We start from the raw sequence: 15,450 nt of genomic DNA on the forward strand, positions 1-15,450 counted from the left end.
TTCTTTCAGGAATCCTCTGACCATGAACTTCCAAGCCAAAAAATTCTGCGCCGCGCTTGCCGCCGCGTGCGGCCTGCTGGCAGCGGGCGCGGGTGCTTCCCGCGCCGCTGAAACCGCGTTCATTATCCCCGCCCCGTCTGTCGACGACGCCCAGGCCGCCGCCGCGCAAGAAAAGGCCGTCATCGCCGGCGGCTGCTTCTGGGGCGTGCAGGCCGTGTTCCAGCATGTCAAAGGCGTCAGCAACGCCGTCTCGGGCTACGCCGGCGGCAAGGCTGACACGGCCAACTACGACACCGTCAGCGGCGGCCGCTCGGGCCACGCCGAAGCCGTCGAGATCACCTACGACCCCAAGCAGGTCAGCTACGGGCAGCTGCTGCAAATCTACTTTTCCGTCGCCCACGACCCCACGCAACTGAACCGCCAGGGCCCCGACCGTGGCACGCAATATCGATCCACGGTGTTCCCGGCGAATGACGGGCAGCGCAAAGTGGCCGAAGCCTATATCGCGCAGCTGAACAAGACCGGCGTGTATTCCAAGCCATTGGCCACCACTGTGGAACCGCTGCAAGCGTTCTACCCTGCCGAGGGCTATCACCAGGATTACCTGGTGCGTAATCCGAACAGCATGTACATCGTGATCAACGACGTGCCCAAGGTGGAAAATCTGGCGAAGACGTTCCCGGATAAATATCGCGACAAGCCGGTGCTGGTGGGCGCGAACGGCAAGTAAGCCTGGCCGAAGATCTGAGCGCGGGCGCGCTGCCATGGGTCGGTGGTGGCGTGCGGGCCCGCGTGCATTCTGCGTGCGTCACTCGAAGCCGATTCGCCTGGCGGCATTCTTGAACAGGGCTTGCGTGTCGGGCGTCAGGCGGAACGCGTCCAGGAAATTTGAGATGCCATAGGCGGGATTCGACTGATGAATGAGCGCCACAAACGCCAGCGCCTCGTCCTGCCTGTCGGCCAGCGCCAGGCAGTGCGCGGCGATTGCCAGGATGTGCACGTGAGCGTTGGGACGCATGGCCGCCTTGACTGCCCAGTCGGCGGCCTCGGCGACCCGGCCCAACCGCACCAAAGCCAGCGCGCGAACCGCCAGCATGCCGAACATCAAGGGATCGAAGGGGCTCAGATGGCGCGAATGATCGGCAGAGCCAATCGCCGCCTGCGCGTCGCCGGATTGGCAATGGACAAAACCCAAGGTGTAGTGGCCCAACGCAAAGTTCGGGCTCAGGTCCACGGCGCGCTGCAATTCCGACAATGACGGCTCCTGGCTGCCGCGCAGCCACAGCGCCCGACCCATGGCCCAATGCGCAGCGGGGTCCCGGTCGTCGGCGATCAGGCTCTGGCCGGCCGCTTTGTACGCGAGATCGACCGACGAATTTTGCTCGCCCCAACGTTGGAATGCGTCCTGCCAATGCGTGAACGACAGCCCGGCGTACGCCCGCGAATACGTGGGATCCAGCCGCAGCGCCAACTCGAAGAAATGCCTTGCCCGCGCGTTATCCGCCCGGTTGAACCGGTACATGTGCCACAGGCCGCGATGATGGGCCGACCAGGCGTCCAGCGAATTCGGCGGCGTAAGGATAGCGCGCTCGCGCTCGGCGGATTCAATTTCGATGTCGACCGAGGCGACGATCCGGTTGCCGATGTCGTCCAGCGCCACAAAGGCGTCGTCCATCGGGTGATCGAACGTTTCCGCCCACACGATGCGCGCGGTGCGCGCCTCGACCAGCGCCACGTCAACGACGATCCGCTTGGCGTGCCGTCGCAGCAAGCCGCTGACCACGAAGTCCACACTCAGCGTCCGCCCGGCCTCTTCAGGCCCCACGCTGCGCTGATCCAGGGCAAACACGGTGCCCTGCGCAATGACGAACAGGCTACGCAGCTTTGCCAATCGCGTGATGATGTCGTAAGCCAGGCCATCGCCCAGGCCGCCCCGCACCCCGCCAGGTGCTGACGCGTCCGCGAACGGCATCACGGCAATCGAGGCGCGACCGGTGTGATCCTTGCTGCCTTCTGCCTGCGCGGCAAGCACCGCCCTGCCCAAGCCAGCCGGCGGTTCAGGCGGGTCGGATGGCGCCCGCCCCAATTGCCGCCTCAATTGGCTCCACGCATCGCGCAACGGTCGCCAGTCCAGCCCTTCGTCTTCAAACGCGCGAATCGCGGCGGCCACGTGTTCTTCGCCTTCGCGAAGCTGCTTTCGCGCACTGAGCGATTGCAGCATCAGCATGTGCGCGTGGCGATCGAACGGCGCCAGGCGCAACCATTTGTCCAGGCAGTCGTAGCGCTCTTCAGAGCCGTCCGGCAGCAGCGCCGCCAAATGTTCCAACACCGCGGCCTGGCATGCCCTGAACCGCCGCCGCTGCGCCACCAGCCAGCTATCGAACATCGGGCAGGACCGGATGTGCAGCCCCTCCAGGAATTCTCCGACGAACAGCGCCGCCATCGCGCGCAACGGTTCCACACCCACGTTGCCGATACCCTGCCGCATCGCCTCTTCAATGTCGACCCCATCCACGTGGCAGTCGTGCAGGTCCAGCGTCACGCTGTCTTGCGCGGCCTGCACGCGGCGTTGGTCCGCGTCGTCCAGCAACGGGCGCGCCTTGCTGAGGCACCAACGAAGCTCGCCGCGCGGATCGTTCGGCAGGTCCCAGAGCAGTTCGCACAGATATGCCCGGGACACCGGGTGCGTGGCCAGCGCCAGGTATGCCACCAGCGCGCGCAGCTTGCGCGATGGCGGCAGCGGCAGGGCCACGCCCGCGCGGCGGATCGCCATCGGCCCCAGCAGCTGGATATGAATGGCGCCGCTCTGGGGAATACCCTTCCCCCCGGTCGACGCGAATTCCACGCCGGCTACCACGTTGGCCTCCACGCGCCCGCTCTACGGTTGAGTCCCGATCGCGCGCTACCCGAATAGCCTTTCGTCCGCGCATCGGCACCGCGTCGGCGATATCCGCCCACGCCTTCACCTTGTGTCAATGGAGTCCAGCTATGTCCCCAACCGATATTGCCGCCGTTCCTCTTGCGCCGGTTGCCGCGCCGCCCGATCTGGCCGCCGTAAAAACCCGCCAGCAAGCCACCTGGTCTTGCGGTGACTACGCCGTGGTCGGCACCACGCTTCAGATCGTCGGCGAACAACTGTGCGAGGCGATGGATGTGCGCGCCGGGCAAAAGGTGCTTGATGTGGCGGCCGGTAACGGCAATGCGTCGCTGGCAGCGGCGCGGCGTTGGTGCGAGGTCGTCGCCACCGACTATGTGCCCGCGCTGTTGAGCCGAGCCCGCGAACGCGCCGCCGCCGAACGGCTGAAGATCGAGTTTCAGGAAGCCGACGCCGAAGCCCTGCCTTTCGCGCCCGGCAGCTTCGACGCCGTCATGTCCACCTTCGGCGTGATGTTCACGGCCGACCAGGACAAGGCCGCCGCCGAATTGGTGCGTGTCTGCCGTGCAGGCGGCAAAATCGGCATGGCCAACTGGACGCCGGAGGGCTTCGTGGGCCAGATTTTCAAGACGATCGGCAAGCACGTCCCCCCGCCGGCCGGCGTCAAATCGCCCGCGCTGTGGGGCACCCGCGCGCGTATCGACGAGATGTTCGGCGCACATGCCAAGGCGATCCAAGCGGAACCGCGACATTTCGTTTTCCGGTATCGCTCGCCGGCGCACTGGCTGCAAGTCTTCAAAAGCTATTACGGCCCGGTCCTCAAGGCGTTTTCCATACTGGAGCCCGCCGCGCAAGCCGCCCTGGAAAGCGACCTGATAGCGCAAATAGACCGGTTCAATCGCTCTGGCGATGCCGGGGTGGTGGTGCCCAGTGAATACCTGGAAATCGTGATCACCCGTCAGTGACGGGGACGCTGCCCGGAGCCCCGTGGCGCAGGTGCTACCCGGGCGGACAGCAAGCAGATGGTCCATGGCGCGACGCCTTCCTTCCCATCCGCGTGGCGGGCAGACGGGGCGATGCGAAGCATGTGGCATGCAAAGCTGGCGCGCGGGCTTGCGGCCCGCCGCCAGGCCGGTGCTGGTCCTTCGCCTGAAATCATACGCCTGCCCGCGCGCCTGCTGGTTCTATGTGCCCGCTGTTATCCGGCACAGAGTGCCGCTGCGATCACTCGCGCTTGCGCTGCTTTGCGCTGGCCTCGAACTCGGCCGACAAGCGCAGCTGCTCTTGCTTGTAGTCGTCCAGGCTGCCGCGGTAGCCGTCCAGATACAGATCCTGCCGGGCCTTGTCCATCGCCGTTGACGTCGCGGCCTGCCTGACGAAGTTTGCAAGCTGCGTACGCACGGGTTCGGGAATACCGCTGCGCACCGCCACGCTGTAGCTGCTGTGAAACACCATGTCGGGCACGCCAAGCTCGGCAAACGTCTTCACGCCCGGCAGATGGCTTACGCTGCCCGGCCGCCCGGTGTAGGCCAGCACCTTGACGTGCGGATTGTCCTTGACGCTTTGCGTGGTGCCGATCGTGGTGAAGTAGCCGTCGATCTGGCCCCCGAGGATGGCCGTCAGCCCTTCGGCCCCGCCCTTGAAGGGAATCGGGCGGTATTGCGTGCCCAGGCTTGCTGCCAGCCTGGCCGCCAAGGTGGAATAGGTGCCGATGCCCAGGTCCGCAATGCCGATGTCCATTTCGCGCTTCACGCCTTTCAGGTCCTGAAGCGAGTTCCAGCCGCGGTCGGCCGGCACGATGAAGGCGTAGCTGCTTTGGGCCAGCGGGGCCAGGATGTCGAAGTCCGAAAATTCGTATCCCGCGCCGGGCGTCGTCAGCTTCGCGCTGTAGAAACCTTCGGCATGCACCAGCAAGGTGTAGCCGTCGGCGGGCCGGTTCTTGACGGCCATGATGCCGATGGCCGAGCCGGCGCCCGGCCGGTTTTCCACCACCACAGTCTGCCCCATGATTGCCCCGAGTTGCTGGGCGAACGCGCGCGAGATGGCGTCCGTAGCGGCCCCCGGCGGATACGGGACCACAAGCCGCACGGGCTTGTCCGGATACGCCGTTTGCGCGGCGGCCGAAAAGGAAAACAGTGCGCTGAACACCGCGCCTGTCAGCAGCAGACGGCGGCGAATGGTGAAAGGCATGGCTTGCTCTTTTTCAGTTGTCCCCGCGAAAGTGTATCGAGCCGCCGCGCGATCCATTCCGCCGAATTCTGAAGATGTCTTCTGCAAAAAATGCAGCACGCCGGCACCGCGCGCCGCCATCGGCCATGCCCATGACTCCTTCGATTCATGCAGTTCTGATCTGCGCCCCGAGCTATAGCCAAGCCGGTTCAGCTACCTAGAATTTAGAGCTCCAGATAACTCAAAAGTGAATTGAAAAATCAATTCAAACATTCCGGAGACAAGCCATGACCCATCCCCTTCCCGCCCGACGGGCCATCCTGCTGGGCGGCGTGCTGTTGGGCCTGGGCGTCAACGCCCTGGCCGCCCCCAGCGCTTGGCCCGACCGCCCCATTCGCCTGGTCGTCGCCGGTTCGCCCGGCGCGGGTGGCGACATTTTTGCCCGCCTGATCGCCGCCCCCTTGTCCAAGACGCTTGGGCAGCCCATCGTCGTGGAATCCAAGCCCGGCGCCAACGGCATGATTGCGTGCGACGCGGTGGCCAAGGCGGCGCCCGACGGCTACACCTTGCTGCTGGCGCCCTCGTCCGCCATCTTGCTGAACCCGGTGGTGCTGCCCTCGCTGCCTTACGACCCGGACAAAGACCTGCTGCCCATTGCGCAGGTCGGCGCCGCGGGCATCCTGCTGGTCGCCAACCCCAGCATGGGGTTCAAGAACCTGGCGGACATGGTCGCCTATGCCAAGGCCAACCCCGGCAAGTTGGCGTACGGTTCGTGGGGAACGGGCTCATCCGGCAACCTGGCCATGGAAGGCATCAAGGCGCACTACGGTCTGGACATGCCGCACATTCCGTACAAGCAGCTGGTCACGGAAAGCACCGACCTGATCGCCAACACCATCAGCGTCGGCTTCATGGACATCGCCTCGCCGATTCCATTCATGCGTAGCGGCAAATTGGTCGCGCTGGGCCAGACGGGTTCGCGGCGCTGGCCCGCCACGATGGATGTGCCGACGCTGGCCGAACAAGGCTACAACTTCGAAGCCGATGGCTGGTATGGCGTTTTTGCGCCGGCGGGCACGCCGCCCCAGATCATCGACCGGCTCAACACCGAGATCTATCGCGCGCAGCACGCCCCCGATGTCCGCGAAAAAATCGAAGGCCAGAACATGATCATCCCCGCGGATATCTCCGCCAAGGAATTCGCGGCATCGATCAAGCGCGACGCGGTCATCTGGCAAGGCCTGGCGCAAGTGGCCGACTTGAAAAACAAATAGGCGGCACGCATGGATACCTCTTTCAACACGCCTTTTGCGGTAAACGCCTTGCAAGGCCGCGTGGCCGTGGTCACCGGCGCCAGCGGCGGCATCGGCCTGGCCATCTGCCGGCAACTTCAATCGATGGGCGCGGCCGTCGTGCAGGTGGACGTCAACGCGGGCGACGCCGGCGTCCAGGCGGATAGCCCGCTGAACCTGTGCTGCGATATCGCAGAGCCGGACGCGGTGGCGGATATGGCCGCGCAAGTGGCGCAGCGCTTCGGCCGCTGCGACATACTGGTCAACAACGCGGCCATCAGCGCCGCGCCGGTGGGCCTGGAGGCGTTCCCGATCGACTTATGGGACCGCATCTTTCGCGTCAATCTGCGCGGCGCGTTGCTGTGCGCTCAGAAGCTGTTTCCGCTGATGCGCGAACAACAGGCGGGCAGCATCATCAATGTGGCGTCGATCTCTGCCCACACGCCCACGCGTGTGGGCGCCTACGGTTCGACCAAGTCTGCCCTACTGGCGCTGACCCGCCAGATGGCGGTGGAATGGGGCCCCCTGGGCATACACACCAACGCCATCAGCCCGGGGATGATCCGCACGCCGCTGTCGGAACCCCATTACCGCGACGACGCCGTGCTGCAAAAACGCGTCGCCCACATCCCGGCGCGACGCATCGGCCTTCCCTCGGACATCGCGGGCGCCGTGGCCTTTCTGGCCAGCGACGCGTCGCACTATGTGAATGGGCAGGACATCGTGGTGGATGGCGGCTTCCTGAAAGCATCACTGACGAATCTGTATGCAAGCTGAAACCGAACGCTGAAGGGGGTAGACAGCAGCGCTTTGCTCCACGCGGCGCATGCCTGCGCACCCCTGATTTCCGGTGGCGGCGAGGGCCGCTAAAATACAGCGATCCACGGTTTGCGGACCTGTCATGCCTTTCTTGGTCCGACGCGAACGAAGATCCAACAATGGCACGACGCCCCGCCCCTCGCCCAACCCAGTCGCCCCCTGCCGACTCGCGTCAGCCTGCACCGGAACATCTGGCGGAAATGCTGGACAGCCTAAGCGACGGGTTCATGTCGATCGACAAGTCGTGGCGGTTTACGTACCTGAACGACACCGCCGAACGCTACTTGCAGCAGGACCGGCAAAACCTGCTTGGGCGCGACATCTGGCAGTGTTACCCGGACCTGGTGGGCTCGGGCTATTACCGGATTTACCAGCAGACGGCGGCCACGGGCGTCCCCGGTCGCCACACCGCTTATTACTCCCCGCTGCGCACCTGGTTTGAAGCGCGATCGTTTCGCCACGATGAAGGCATCACGGTGCTGTTTCGCGACGTCACGGGCGAACACGAGCACGCGGCACAACTGGAATTCGAAGCCACCCACGACTATCTGACCGGCTTGCCGAATCGCCGCAAGTGCATGGAAACGCTAGCGGGCGCGGTCGCGGATGCGGGCTTGAGTAGCGCCGGCAAGGGCGCCTGTGTAGCGGTGCTGTTTATCGATCTGGACCAGCTGAAAGACGTCAACGACGCATTCGGCCATGCCGTCGGCGATGCGTTGCTGCGCGGGTTTGCCAACAGGCTGAACACCCTGGTCGAACCCACGTGTTTTGCCGCGCGGGTGGGCGGTGACGAGTTTGTTCTGGTGTTGCGCAACACCTCGGAAAGCGCCGCGCAAGCGTGCGCGCGCGCCGTGCTGGATACGCTTGCAGCGCCGTTTGAAACAGGCGATCGATCGCTATTGCTTTCTGCCAGCATTGGTATCGCGCTGCTTGGAGAAAAACCCGAATCCGCCGAGGCGTTGCTGAGTCAGGCCGACACCGCCATGTACGCCGCAAAGTCCTCGGGAGATCTTCATATCCGCGTGTATGACGCGGCGCTGGACCGGGGCATGCGCGACCGCTTGGCACTGCGCTCTGAGCTTGGTGCCGCGTTTTCGACCCACCAGTTCGAACTGCATTTTCAGCCGCAGATTGCCTTGGCCGACAGTTCCCTGGCCGGCGTCGAGGCGCTGCTTCGTTGGCGTCATCCCCAACGCGGCTTGCTGACGCCGGACGCGTTTCTGGCATTGCTGCTTGATTCTTCCTACGAGGGCCATCTGGCCGATTGGCTGTTCGATGCCGTCTGCCGCCAAATCGCCGTATGGCAACAGCTGGGCGTCACCGTACCCCGGACCAGCCTGAACCTGTCGCCTCGGCAACTGCTGGACAAGGGCCTGGCAGACCGCATTCTTGATGCCGCGCGGCGGCACCGCGTCTGCCCCACCCTGCTGGATATCGAAATCACGGAAGACGGCTTGCTGGGCGATATCGACATGGCCACATCGGTGCTGGCCGCGTTGAAAGGCGCCGGCATATCCACATCGCTGGATGACTTTGGCGCCGGTTACTCCAGCCTTAGCTACCTGGTCCGCCTTCCCGTGGACACGCTCAAGATCGACCGGTCGTTCGTCCGGGAATTGCTGGCGTCAGAGAAGGCGTCGGCGGTCATCCGAAGCATTGTCGGCCTTGCCCGCGCGCTGGGCATGAAGACCATCGCCGAAGGCGTGGAACACCAACACCAGGCCGATGCGCTGAAAGACGCGGGCTGTGACTGCATTCAAGGCTATCTGATCAGCCGACCGCTGACCGCCGAGGCTTTCCTGGAATTCATGCGGCGCGCGTAATGCCGCCGACCCGCCGCCGTCCCCCCTTCCCCTATCGCACCGCGACCACCCCATGTTCCAACTACGACAGCTGAAGATTTTCATTGCCGCAGCAGAGACGTTGAACTTCACGCAAGCCGCCAAACGCGTGCACCTGTCGCAGCCCAGCGTGACGGAACAGGTGCGAGCGCTGGAAGACAGCGTGGGTCATGCGCTGTTCATTCGCCAGAACAACCGCTTGCAACTGACGGCGGCGGGGGAACGGCTGGCCACGCGCGCCCGCGAGCTGCTTGCGTTGGCCGATGAAGCGTTCCGGCAGGTTCGCGACAACGTCGATGATCCGGGAGGCACTATCCGCGTGGCCGCGCCGCAAACCTTGTGCACCAGCGTGCTGGTTCCGCAACTGCTGGCGCTTGCCGAGCGGTATCCCGCCACCCAGGTTGCGGTCCAGGAAAGAAATTCCTCGGCCACCGCGCAGGCGGTGCTGGACGCAACGGCCGACCTGGGGCTGGTGCACGGCTGGCCGGCCGACAACGCCAGGCTCCGCGTGGAGACCATAGCCCGGGACAGGCCGGGCGTCGTGCTGCCGCCCGGCCATCCGTTGGCGCACGCAACCGAAATCCACCCGCACGCGCTTGCCGACTACCCGCTGATCGTTACGATGCAGGGCTGCCGGTATCGGGAACACCTTGAGGCCCTGTTGCAGGACGCCCCCGTCCGGCCCCACGTTCGCGGCGTGGCCGACAGCGTGCCGGCCTTGATGCAGATGGTGTCCGCCGGCTTGGGAATATCGATCCTTCCCAGGATGGCCATGGGCCCGGCCGTCACGGCGGCGCAGCCCGTATGGCGGCCGTTGGCCACACAGGGAGTAGGCCTGCCCATCTGCCTTCTTACGCTGCATCGCGAACCCACGCGCCAGGTTGCCGCGTTCATTCAGATGATCCGGCTTGCGACCCCGGGCTCAGACCAGGCGATGCCCGCCATCGACGTGCAGCACGGTGCCGGTCGTGTAGCCGTTGCCAAGTAGAAAGAGGATGGCATCGGCGATATCGTCGCCGGTGCCCACCCGCCCCACCGGCAGCCGCTCGGCCATCGACGCCAGCAACGCGTCACTGTCGGCGCCCGCCACATCGTTCCAGATCGGCGTGCGCACCCATCCCGGCGATACCGCGTTGATGCGCAACGGCGCCAGCTCGACCGCCATCGCGCGCACCGCCCCTTCCAACGCGGCATTGATCGCGGCCACCGCCACGCCCTTGGGCCGGGGTCGATAGGCGGCAATGCCCGAGGTCAGCGTGATTGAACCGTGCGCCGGCATCCGTGCGGCGCCATGCTTGGCCAGCAAGATGGGCGCGACAACTTTCGAGCGGATCGCCCGGTCCAGCGCGTCCAGAGCCAGGTCGGGCAGCAGCTCGTAGGCGCCCCGGATGTCGGCGGCGGTGCAAACCAGATGGTCCACGTGGCCGATGTCTTCGAAAAGCCGCTGCACCTGCGCTTCGCTGGTCACGTCCGCCTGACACACGCGCGGCTCGCCAAACGCTTGCAGCTGCGTGGCCGCAGCGTCCAGTTTGTCGCGCGATCGGCCCACGACCACGACGTCGCAATGCATGCTCAGCAACCGGGCGCTTAGCGCCAGGCCCATGCCCGAGCCGCCGCCGACGACCACGATGCGTTGTCCTGCAAGAGGGTTGGTCATGCTCATTTCCTTTGAATGGATGTTTGGAAATGAACGATGTTCTCGTCATGCCGCGCGGCGGGCCAGCAGGAATGTCCGATGGGGGTATCGGATGTTCTATGTGGACGCGGCACACGCTTTAATCCATGCCGTCTGCGAGTGCGTTGACGGCGTCGTCATTACTCGACATCGAGTACGTGCGGTCTTCCGCCGAATACCCGTCTAAAGCAGCACTGTCCATTCTGTTCCAGTATGCTCGACCCCACCTAACCCAGCGCTTTCAAGGACACACCTCATGAAGTTTGGATACACCATCATCTATGTGCCTGACGTGGCGGCATCCCTGTCGTTCTTTGAAGGCGCGTTCGGTTTTCCGGTGCGGTTCCTGCACGAGTCAAAAACCTACGGTGAGCTTGATACGGGTGCCACCACGCTGGCGTTCGCGGCGCATGAATTGGGGGCAATGAACTTCGCCACCGGGCACGTCGAAGCGTCGGCGTCGGCCAAGCCGCTGGGCATGGAGGTGGCGTTTGTGACGGATGACGTGGCCGCCGCCCATGCCCGGGCCTTGTCGCGGGGCGCAACCGAGCTAAGCGCCCCGACCGCCAAACCTTGGGGTCAGGTGGTGTCGTACCTGCGCTGCCCCGACGGCACGCTGGTCGAGTTGTGTACGCCTGTGCAAGGCTGAGACCGCCAGTTCAATGCCATCGCCATGCACGACGTCGCCGACAACGTCGCGTTGTCGAAAACCAAGCAGGCCATGCCGGTACTGGCCATCGGCGGAGAAAAATCCTGCGGCGACAACATGGCGGTCGTCATGCGCAATGCGGCGACCAACGTGCGCGGGGAAGTTGACGATGCGCCCGCCGTCCGCCGGCAGCGGCAGCAAGGCCTGGGTAAGAAAGAACACGCCCTTGACGTGCACCGCAAAAAGCGCGTCGAACTGCGCTTCGGTGGTGGACGCAAAGTCCGCCACGCCGTCAACAAGCGCGATGCCTGTCCGCGCCCCCTACTCTGCCTTGATCCCGCCCCGCTGGATCACCGCCGTCCACTTGGCCACATCGTCGCGGATTCGCTGCGCGAATTCGGCCGGCGTGCTGCCCACCGGCTGAAAGCCCAGCCCGGCCAGTTTGTCGCCCAGTGCGCCTTTGCGCACGGATTCAGCCAGCGTTGCCGACAGCTTCTGAATGATGGGTTCCGGCACGCCGGCCGGCGCCACCAGGCCAAACAGTGGCGAAATGTCCACGCCCCGCAGGCCTGCCTCGGTGAACGTGGGCACGTCGGGCAGCTGGCTGGCGCGTTGCGGGCTGGTGACGGCCAAGGCTTTCAGGCGCCCGCCTTTGATGTGTTCCAGCAGCGTGGGAACGGTGGCGAAGGCGAACTGCACCTGCCCGCCCAGCAGGTCCGTGATGACGGTGCCGCCGCCACGGTACGGCACGTGCAACACGTCCACGCCGGCCTGTTGGCGCAGTTGCTCGCCCGCCAGATGCGGACCGCTGCCCACCCCCGCCGACCCGAACGACAGCGTGCCCGGCTGCGCCTTGGCCAGCGCGACAAAGGACGCGACGTCGCTTGCCTTGACCGACGGATGCACCACCATGACGAACGGCGCGGTCGCCATCAGCGAGACCGGTGCAAAATCCTTGATGGCGTCGTAGGGCTGGCGGTCGCCCAGTAGCCCGGGGTTGATGGTGAACGTGGAGTCGACCATGCCGATGGTGTAGCCGTCCGGCGCGGACACCGCCACCGCGCGCGTGCCGATCGTAGTGCCGCCGCCGCCCCGGTTTTCCACGACGAAGGGTTGGCCCAGTGCGTCCGCGAATACCTGCCCCGCCATGCGGCCCAGCGTGTCGGTGGCGGCGCCCGGCGGGTACGGGATGATCAGGCGGGCCGGCTTATCGGGATACTGCGCGGCGCGCGCCGCAAAAGTCCACGGCAGGATGGCCGCGCCCGTTGCCATGGTCAGGCCGTTGATCAGGAACGCTCTGCGCGAGGGGTGCATGGGGATTGTCTCCAGGAATATGTTCGAGGCGGCCTCTTTGGGCCCGCCTTATCGTCGTATCAGGGGATGCGTATCAGGGGATGCGTATCAGGGGATTCGTGTCAGGGGCTTTGTATCGCGCACGTCCTGTCAGGCGCTGTATCGTCCTTCAACGAGCGCCGCTTCCGGGTCCCCGCCCAGCCCCGGCCCGTCCGGCACGTGGACCCAACCATCGGCAATGGGCACGCTGTGCGCATAGGGCACGTGGGCAAGTTCCACGTACAGCCGTTCCAGCGATACCTCGGTCTGCTGCGCGGCGATCAAGTGCAGGCTGGCCAGAAAGCCCGGACCAAAGAACGCCACCTGCGGTGCGCAGACGACGCTTGTTTGCGCGCACTTCTGCGCGATGCGCCACGCGGCGGTCAGGCCCAGCTTGATGACGCTGGGCTGCACATACTGCGCGGCTTCGTTGTCCACGACGCGTTCCAGGTCCATGGCGCTGGCGGCGTTCTCGCCCACGGCCAGCGGCACATTGCAGGCGCGCTTCAAGCGAGCCAGCGCACGGTCATCTTCCGGCGGCCAAAGCGGCTCTTCGATCCAGAACGGATCATGCGGCAGCATGGCGGCAATGGCGGACTCGGCCTCGTCCGGCAGCCAGGCGCAGTTGGTGTCCACCATGATCGGCACGGCCGGCCCCGCGCTGCGGCGCACGGCAGCCAGCGCATCGGCGGTGCGCTCATGCAACTTGATCTCGGTATAGCCCTCGTTCAAGGCGCGCGTCGTGACGGCATCCAGCCGTTCAGCATTGCCGTAGTACTGAAGCAATGACGCATAGACGCGCACGCGTTCGCGGCGCTTGCCGCCCAGTAATTGGTGCAGCGGCACGCCGGCGCGCTTGGCACGCAGGTCCCACAGCGCAATGTCCAGGCCGGCCAGCGCGTGCACCACGGGGCCGGACCGACCCAGGTTGTGCAGCGTGCGTTGCATGCCGGGCAGCAAGGCGTCGTCATCCGCATCGCGCCCGCAGGCCAGCGGGGCGATCAGCGTCTGGAAAATCGCCGTCAAGGCGCGCGGTTCCACGCAATACGATTCGCCCCAGGCCACCGTGCCGTCCTCGGTCTGCACGCGCACCAGCGCGCTGTCCAGTTTGTCGCGCGGACGGCCGGCGAACAACGGCGACGGGCTCCAGTGATGAAACGGCAGGCGTAGCGGGATGCAGTCGACAGAGACAATGGTGTTGGCGGGCATGGTCGGCGTAGTGATGAATGAACCGCAATGGGTACACGGCGGGAGACGATGCGGCTATTCTGGCGGCGGCTTCTTCATATGGTCAAATAGATGAATTGACTATTTCCATATGAAATTCATATGTTCCACCGACGAGAATTGCTGCTGCTGCGCGCCATGTATCGGCACGACACCGTCACCGCCGCGGCCGCCTCGGTCAACATGACGCAGCCGGCCGCCAGCGCGCTGTTGCGCGACATGGAAACACGGCTGGGCTTTGCACTGTTCAGCCGCGAGAACCGCCGCTTGCACCTCACCAGCCAGGGGCGCGCACTGATTCCCGAAGTGCTCAACGCCCTGGCCGGCATCGAGGCCGTCGACCGCTTGGCCGTGGACATTCGGCAAGGCGCGCTGGCGCGGCTGGACGTGGGCGCGGTGGCCATTGCCGCGTCCAGCCTGCTGCCTGCGGCCATGGCAGGCATGCGCCGCGCACATCCCGCCGTGGCGGTGACCGTTCGCGCGGGCACCGCCCTGGAGATCATCGAAATGGCCGTGGACCACCGCATCGATCTGGGCATCATCATCGGCGCGCCGTCAGACATCGCCCGCGTCAGCAGCCTGCGGCTGGCGCCCTTGGCCTTGCATGCGGTCATGCCCAAGAATCATGCTTGGGCGCGCCAGCCCGTGTTGGCGCTGGAAGACGTGGCCGCCGCCGGCCCCATTGTGCTGGCGCCCGCCCTGCCCGCCGGCCGCGCCACGCGCCATGCGCTGGAGTCGCGCGGACTTCCCTATCGGCCGATTATCGAGGTGGCGCAATCGTCGGCCGCCTGCGCTTTGGCGGCAGAAGGCCTGGGCGTGGCCATCGTTGAAAGCCTGGGCGCGCACTACGCTGAACGCCAGGGCCTGGTCACACGCCGGTTGCTGTCACTGGAAGATCCGGTGCTTGCCGTGGTGTGGTCGCGCGACCGCGACATGAGCGGGCCGGCGCAGGTGCTGCGAGACGGTTTGGCGCAACAGGCCCAAAGCCGTTTGGCCGGTAGCGGGGCCTGGTGACGGCAGCCGCAATAAACAGCTTGCGATAGACTTCCGGGCTTGAAGTGTCGAACACATCAGTTCGATCCCAGCACAGGAATTCATTTAATGAGCAGCATTTTTCCAGGCGATCAGTGGGCAGTGGGTGAATCCCGCATCAATGGTTTGTCAATCGTCGTGCGATTCCGTACGGGCCTGCCGCCGGCGCCCGATCGCCAAGTCAACGACAACCTGATCATTATCTCCTGGCCGTATACGGGCATTGAATCCGGCATGCCCAATGACGAAGACAAGAAGTCGACCAGTAATTTTGAAGAAGCCGTCGAAAACGGATTCGAGAATTCCAGCGTCGGTGTGCCGGTGGCGTGCCTGACCGGCAATCACGCGAAAGAGTGGCGTTACTACACGAATGACGTCGACGCGTTTATGCAGGCGTTCAATGAATGCCTGGCCGGGCATCCGGCCTATCCCATCAATCTGCGCGTGTTCAAGGATCCTGATTGGAAGGGGCTGTCGCAATTGCAGCCGCAAGGCTCGGATCAGATTCACTGATCGTCCGGCCGCCTGGGCAGCATATG

Annotated in this window: 14 protein-coding genes and 2 pseudogenes; 10 read left to right on the forward strand and 6 right to left on the reverse strand. The window is 65.0% G+C overall.

From position 1 onward, the window contains the following. Positions 1 to 22: 22 nt before the first annotated feature. The gene (gene msrA / locus DVB37_RS14860) at positions 23 to 730 is read left to right on the forward strand and encodes a peptide-methionine (S)-S-oxide reductase MsrA (RefSeq protein ID WP_120155946.1); all 708 of its coding nucleotides are present in this window, start codon (positions 23 to 25) and stop codon (positions 728 to 730) included. 78 nt (positions 731 to 808) lie between these two features. Here the strand turns inward: msrA and DVB37_RS14865 are convergent, their stop codons facing one another. Beyond that, positions 809 to 2,869, reverse strand: coding sequence for a transcriptional regulator (locus DVB37_RS14865; RefSeq protein ID WP_205571564.1), 2,061 nt, complete (start codon positions 2,867 to 2,869; stop codon positions 809 to 811). A 119-nt stretch (positions 2,870 to 2,988) separates the two neighbouring features. Here DVB37_RS14865 and DVB37_RS14870 point away from each other — a divergent pair, with 119 nt between their 5' ends. Then, positions 2,989 to 3,840, forward strand: a complete 852-nt coding sequence (locus tag DVB37_RS14870) for a class I SAM-dependent methyltransferase (protein WP_120155948.1) — start codon at positions 2,989 to 2,991, stop codon at positions 3,838 to 3,840. Between the two features lie 259 nt (positions 3,841 to 4,099). On the opposite strand, the gene DVB37_RS14875 is transcribed toward DVB37_RS14870, so the two are convergent. Continuing rightward, on the reverse strand, positions 4,100 to 5,065 hold the full coding sequence (locus tag DVB37_RS14875) for a tripartite tricarboxylate transporter substrate binding protein (RefSeq protein WP_052946082.1): 966 nt from the start codon (positions 5,063 to 5,065) through the stop codon (positions 4,100 to 4,102). Positions 5,066 to 5,331: 266 nt separating this feature from the next. Here DVB37_RS14875 and DVB37_RS14880 point away from each other — a divergent pair, with 266 nt between their 5' ends. The 4 genes from DVB37_RS14880 (at position 5,332) to DVB37_RS14895 (ending at position 9,984) form a co-directional block, all read left to right on the forward strand. Then, positions 5,332 to 6,318, forward strand: a complete 987-nt coding sequence (locus tag DVB37_RS14880; RefSeq protein WP_046806334.1) for a tripartite tricarboxylate transporter substrate binding protein — start codon at positions 5,332 to 5,334, stop codon at positions 6,316 to 6,318. 9 nt (positions 6,319 to 6,327) lie between these two features. Continuing rightward, positions 6,328 to 7,113, forward strand: a complete 786-nt coding sequence (locus DVB37_RS14885; protein WP_120155950.1) for an SDR family NAD(P)-dependent oxidoreductase — start codon at positions 6,328 to 6,330, stop codon at positions 7,111 to 7,113. A 242-nt stretch (positions 7,114 to 7,355) separates the two neighbouring features. Beyond that, positions 7,356 to 8,978 carry an EAL domain-containing protein gene (locus DVB37_RS14890; RefSeq protein ID WP_120155952.1) on the forward strand — a complete coding sequence of 541 codons (1,623 nt, stop codon included), beginning with the start codon at positions 7,356 to 7,358 and terminating at the stop codon, positions 8,976 to 8,978. A gap of 52 nt (positions 8,979 to 9,030) precedes the next feature. Continuing rightward, positions 9,031 to 9,984, forward strand: a complete 954-nt coding sequence (locus DVB37_RS14895) for a LysR family transcriptional regulator (protein WP_120155955.1) — start codon at positions 9,031 to 9,033, stop codon at positions 9,982 to 9,984. Here the strand turns inward: DVB37_RS14895 and DVB37_RS14900 are convergent. Continuing rightward, positions 9,919 to 10,653, reverse strand: a complete 735-nt coding sequence (locus DVB37_RS14900; RefSeq protein ID WP_120155957.1) for an SDR family oxidoreductase — start codon at positions 10,651 to 10,653, stop codon at positions 9,919 to 9,921. The two genes, DVB37_RS14895 and DVB37_RS14900, sit on opposite strands and share 66 nt — an antisense overlap. Before the next feature lie 274 nt (positions 10,654 to 10,927). On the opposite strand from DVB37_RS14900, the gene DVB37_RS14905 reads away from it, so the two are divergent. Both DVB37_RS14905 and DVB37_RS28690 read left to right on the forward strand, forming a co-directional pair. Next, positions 10,928 to 11,320, forward strand: coding sequence for a VOC family protein (locus tag DVB37_RS14905; protein ID WP_104145243.1), 393 nt, complete (start codon positions 10,928 to 10,930; stop codon positions 11,318 to 11,320). Between the two features lie 30 nt (positions 11,321 to 11,350). Next, a pseudogene (locus DVB37_RS28690) lies at positions 11,351 to 11,485 on the forward strand (alpha/beta hydrolase); the annotation flags it as partial. Here the strand turns inward: DVB37_RS28690 and DVB37_RS28950 are convergent. The 3 genes and pseudogenes from DVB37_RS28950 to DVB37_RS14925 form a co-directional block, all read right to left on the reverse strand. Continuing rightward, a pseudogene (locus tag DVB37_RS28950) lies at positions 11,462 to 11,605 on the reverse strand (3-oxoacyl-ACP reductase); the annotation flags it as partial. The pseudogenes DVB37_RS28690 and DVB37_RS28950 sit on opposite strands and share 24 nt — an antisense overlap. A 36-nt stretch (positions 11,606 to 11,641) precedes the next feature. Beyond that, entirely contained in the window at positions 11,642 to 12,634 is a 993-nt protein-coding gene (locus DVB37_RS14920; RefSeq protein WP_120155959.1) for a tripartite tricarboxylate transporter substrate binding protein, read from the reverse strand. A gap of 129 nt (positions 12,635 to 12,763) precedes the next feature. Continuing rightward, positions 12,764 to 13,861, reverse strand: a complete 1,098-nt coding sequence (locus DVB37_RS14925; protein ID WP_120155962.1) for a mandelate racemase/muconate lactonizing enzyme family protein — start codon at positions 13,859 to 13,861, stop codon at positions 12,764 to 12,766. A gap of 120 nt (positions 13,862 to 13,981) precedes the next feature. Here DVB37_RS14925 and DVB37_RS14930 point away from each other — a divergent pair, with 120 nt between their 5' ends. Together DVB37_RS14930 and DVB37_RS14935 are read left to right on the forward strand one after the other, a co-directional pair. Further along, positions 13,982 to 14,893 (forward strand): LysR family transcriptional regulator, encoded by a 912-nt coding sequence (locus DVB37_RS14930; protein ID WP_120155964.1) that lies wholly within the window; start codon positions 13,982 to 13,984, stop codon positions 14,891 to 14,893. 87 nt (positions 14,894 to 14,980) lie between these two features. Then, positions 14,981 to 15,424, forward strand: a complete 444-nt coding sequence (locus tag DVB37_RS14935; protein ID WP_046806342.1) for a DUF695 domain-containing protein — start codon at positions 14,981 to 14,983, stop codon at positions 15,422 to 15,424. The last annotated feature ends 26 nt before the right edge of the window (positions 15,425 to 15,450 follow it).

The organism is Achromobacter sp. B7 (genome assembly GCF_003600685.1).
Taxonomy (GTDB): domain Bacteria; phylum Pseudomonadota; class Gammaproteobacteria; order Burkholderiales; family Burkholderiaceae_B; genus Achromobacter; species Achromobacter spanius_B.

Coding starts and splice junctions, on each gene's coding strand:
- msrA (WP_120155946.1), top strand. CDS start 23: ATGAACTTCCAAGCCAAAAAATTCTGCGCCGCGCTTGCCGCCGCGTGC.
- DVB37_RS14870 (WP_120155948.1), top strand. CDS start 2,989: ATGTCCCCAACCGATATTGCCGCCGTTCCTCTTGCGCCGGTTGCCGCG.
- DVB37_RS14875 (WP_052946082.1), bottom strand. CDS start 5,065: ATGCCTTTCACCATTCGCCGCCGTCTGCTGCTGACAGGCGCGGTGTTC.
- DVB37_RS14880 (WP_046806334.1), top strand. CDS start 5,332: ATGACCCATCCCCTTCCCGCCCGACGGGCCATCCTGCTGGGCGGCGTG.
- DVB37_RS14885 (WP_120155950.1), top strand. CDS start 6,328: ATGGATACCTCTTTCAACACGCCTTTTGCGGTAAACGCCTTGCAAGGC.
- DVB37_RS14890 (WP_120155952.1), top strand. CDS start 7,356: ATGCTGGACAGCCTAAGCGACGGGTTCATGTCGATCGACAAGTCGTGG.
- DVB37_RS14895 (WP_120155955.1), top strand. CDS start 9,031: ATGTTCCAACTACGACAGCTGAAGATTTTCATTGCCGCAGCAGAGACG.
- DVB37_RS14900 (WP_120155957.1), bottom strand. CDS start 10,653: ATGACCAACCCTCTTGCAGGACAACGCATCGTGGTCGTCGGCGGCGGC.
- DVB37_RS14905 (WP_104145243.1), top strand. CDS start 10,928: ATGAAGTTTGGATACACCATCATCTATGTGCCTGACGTGGCGGCATCC.
- DVB37_RS14920 (WP_120155959.1), bottom strand. CDS start 12,634: ATGCACCCCTCGCGCAGAGCGTTCCTGATCAACGGCCTGACCATGGCA.
- DVB37_RS14925 (WP_120155962.1), bottom strand. CDS start 13,861: ATGCCCGCCAACACCATTGTCTCTGTCGACTGCATCCCGCTACGCCTG.
- DVB37_RS14930 (WP_120155964.1), top strand. CDS start 13,982: ATGTTCCACCGACGAGAATTGCTGCTGCTGCGCGCCATGTATCGGCAC.
- DVB37_RS14935 (WP_046806342.1), top strand. CDS start 14,981: ATGAGCAGCATTTTTCCAGGCGATCAGTGGGCAGTGGGTGAATCCCGC.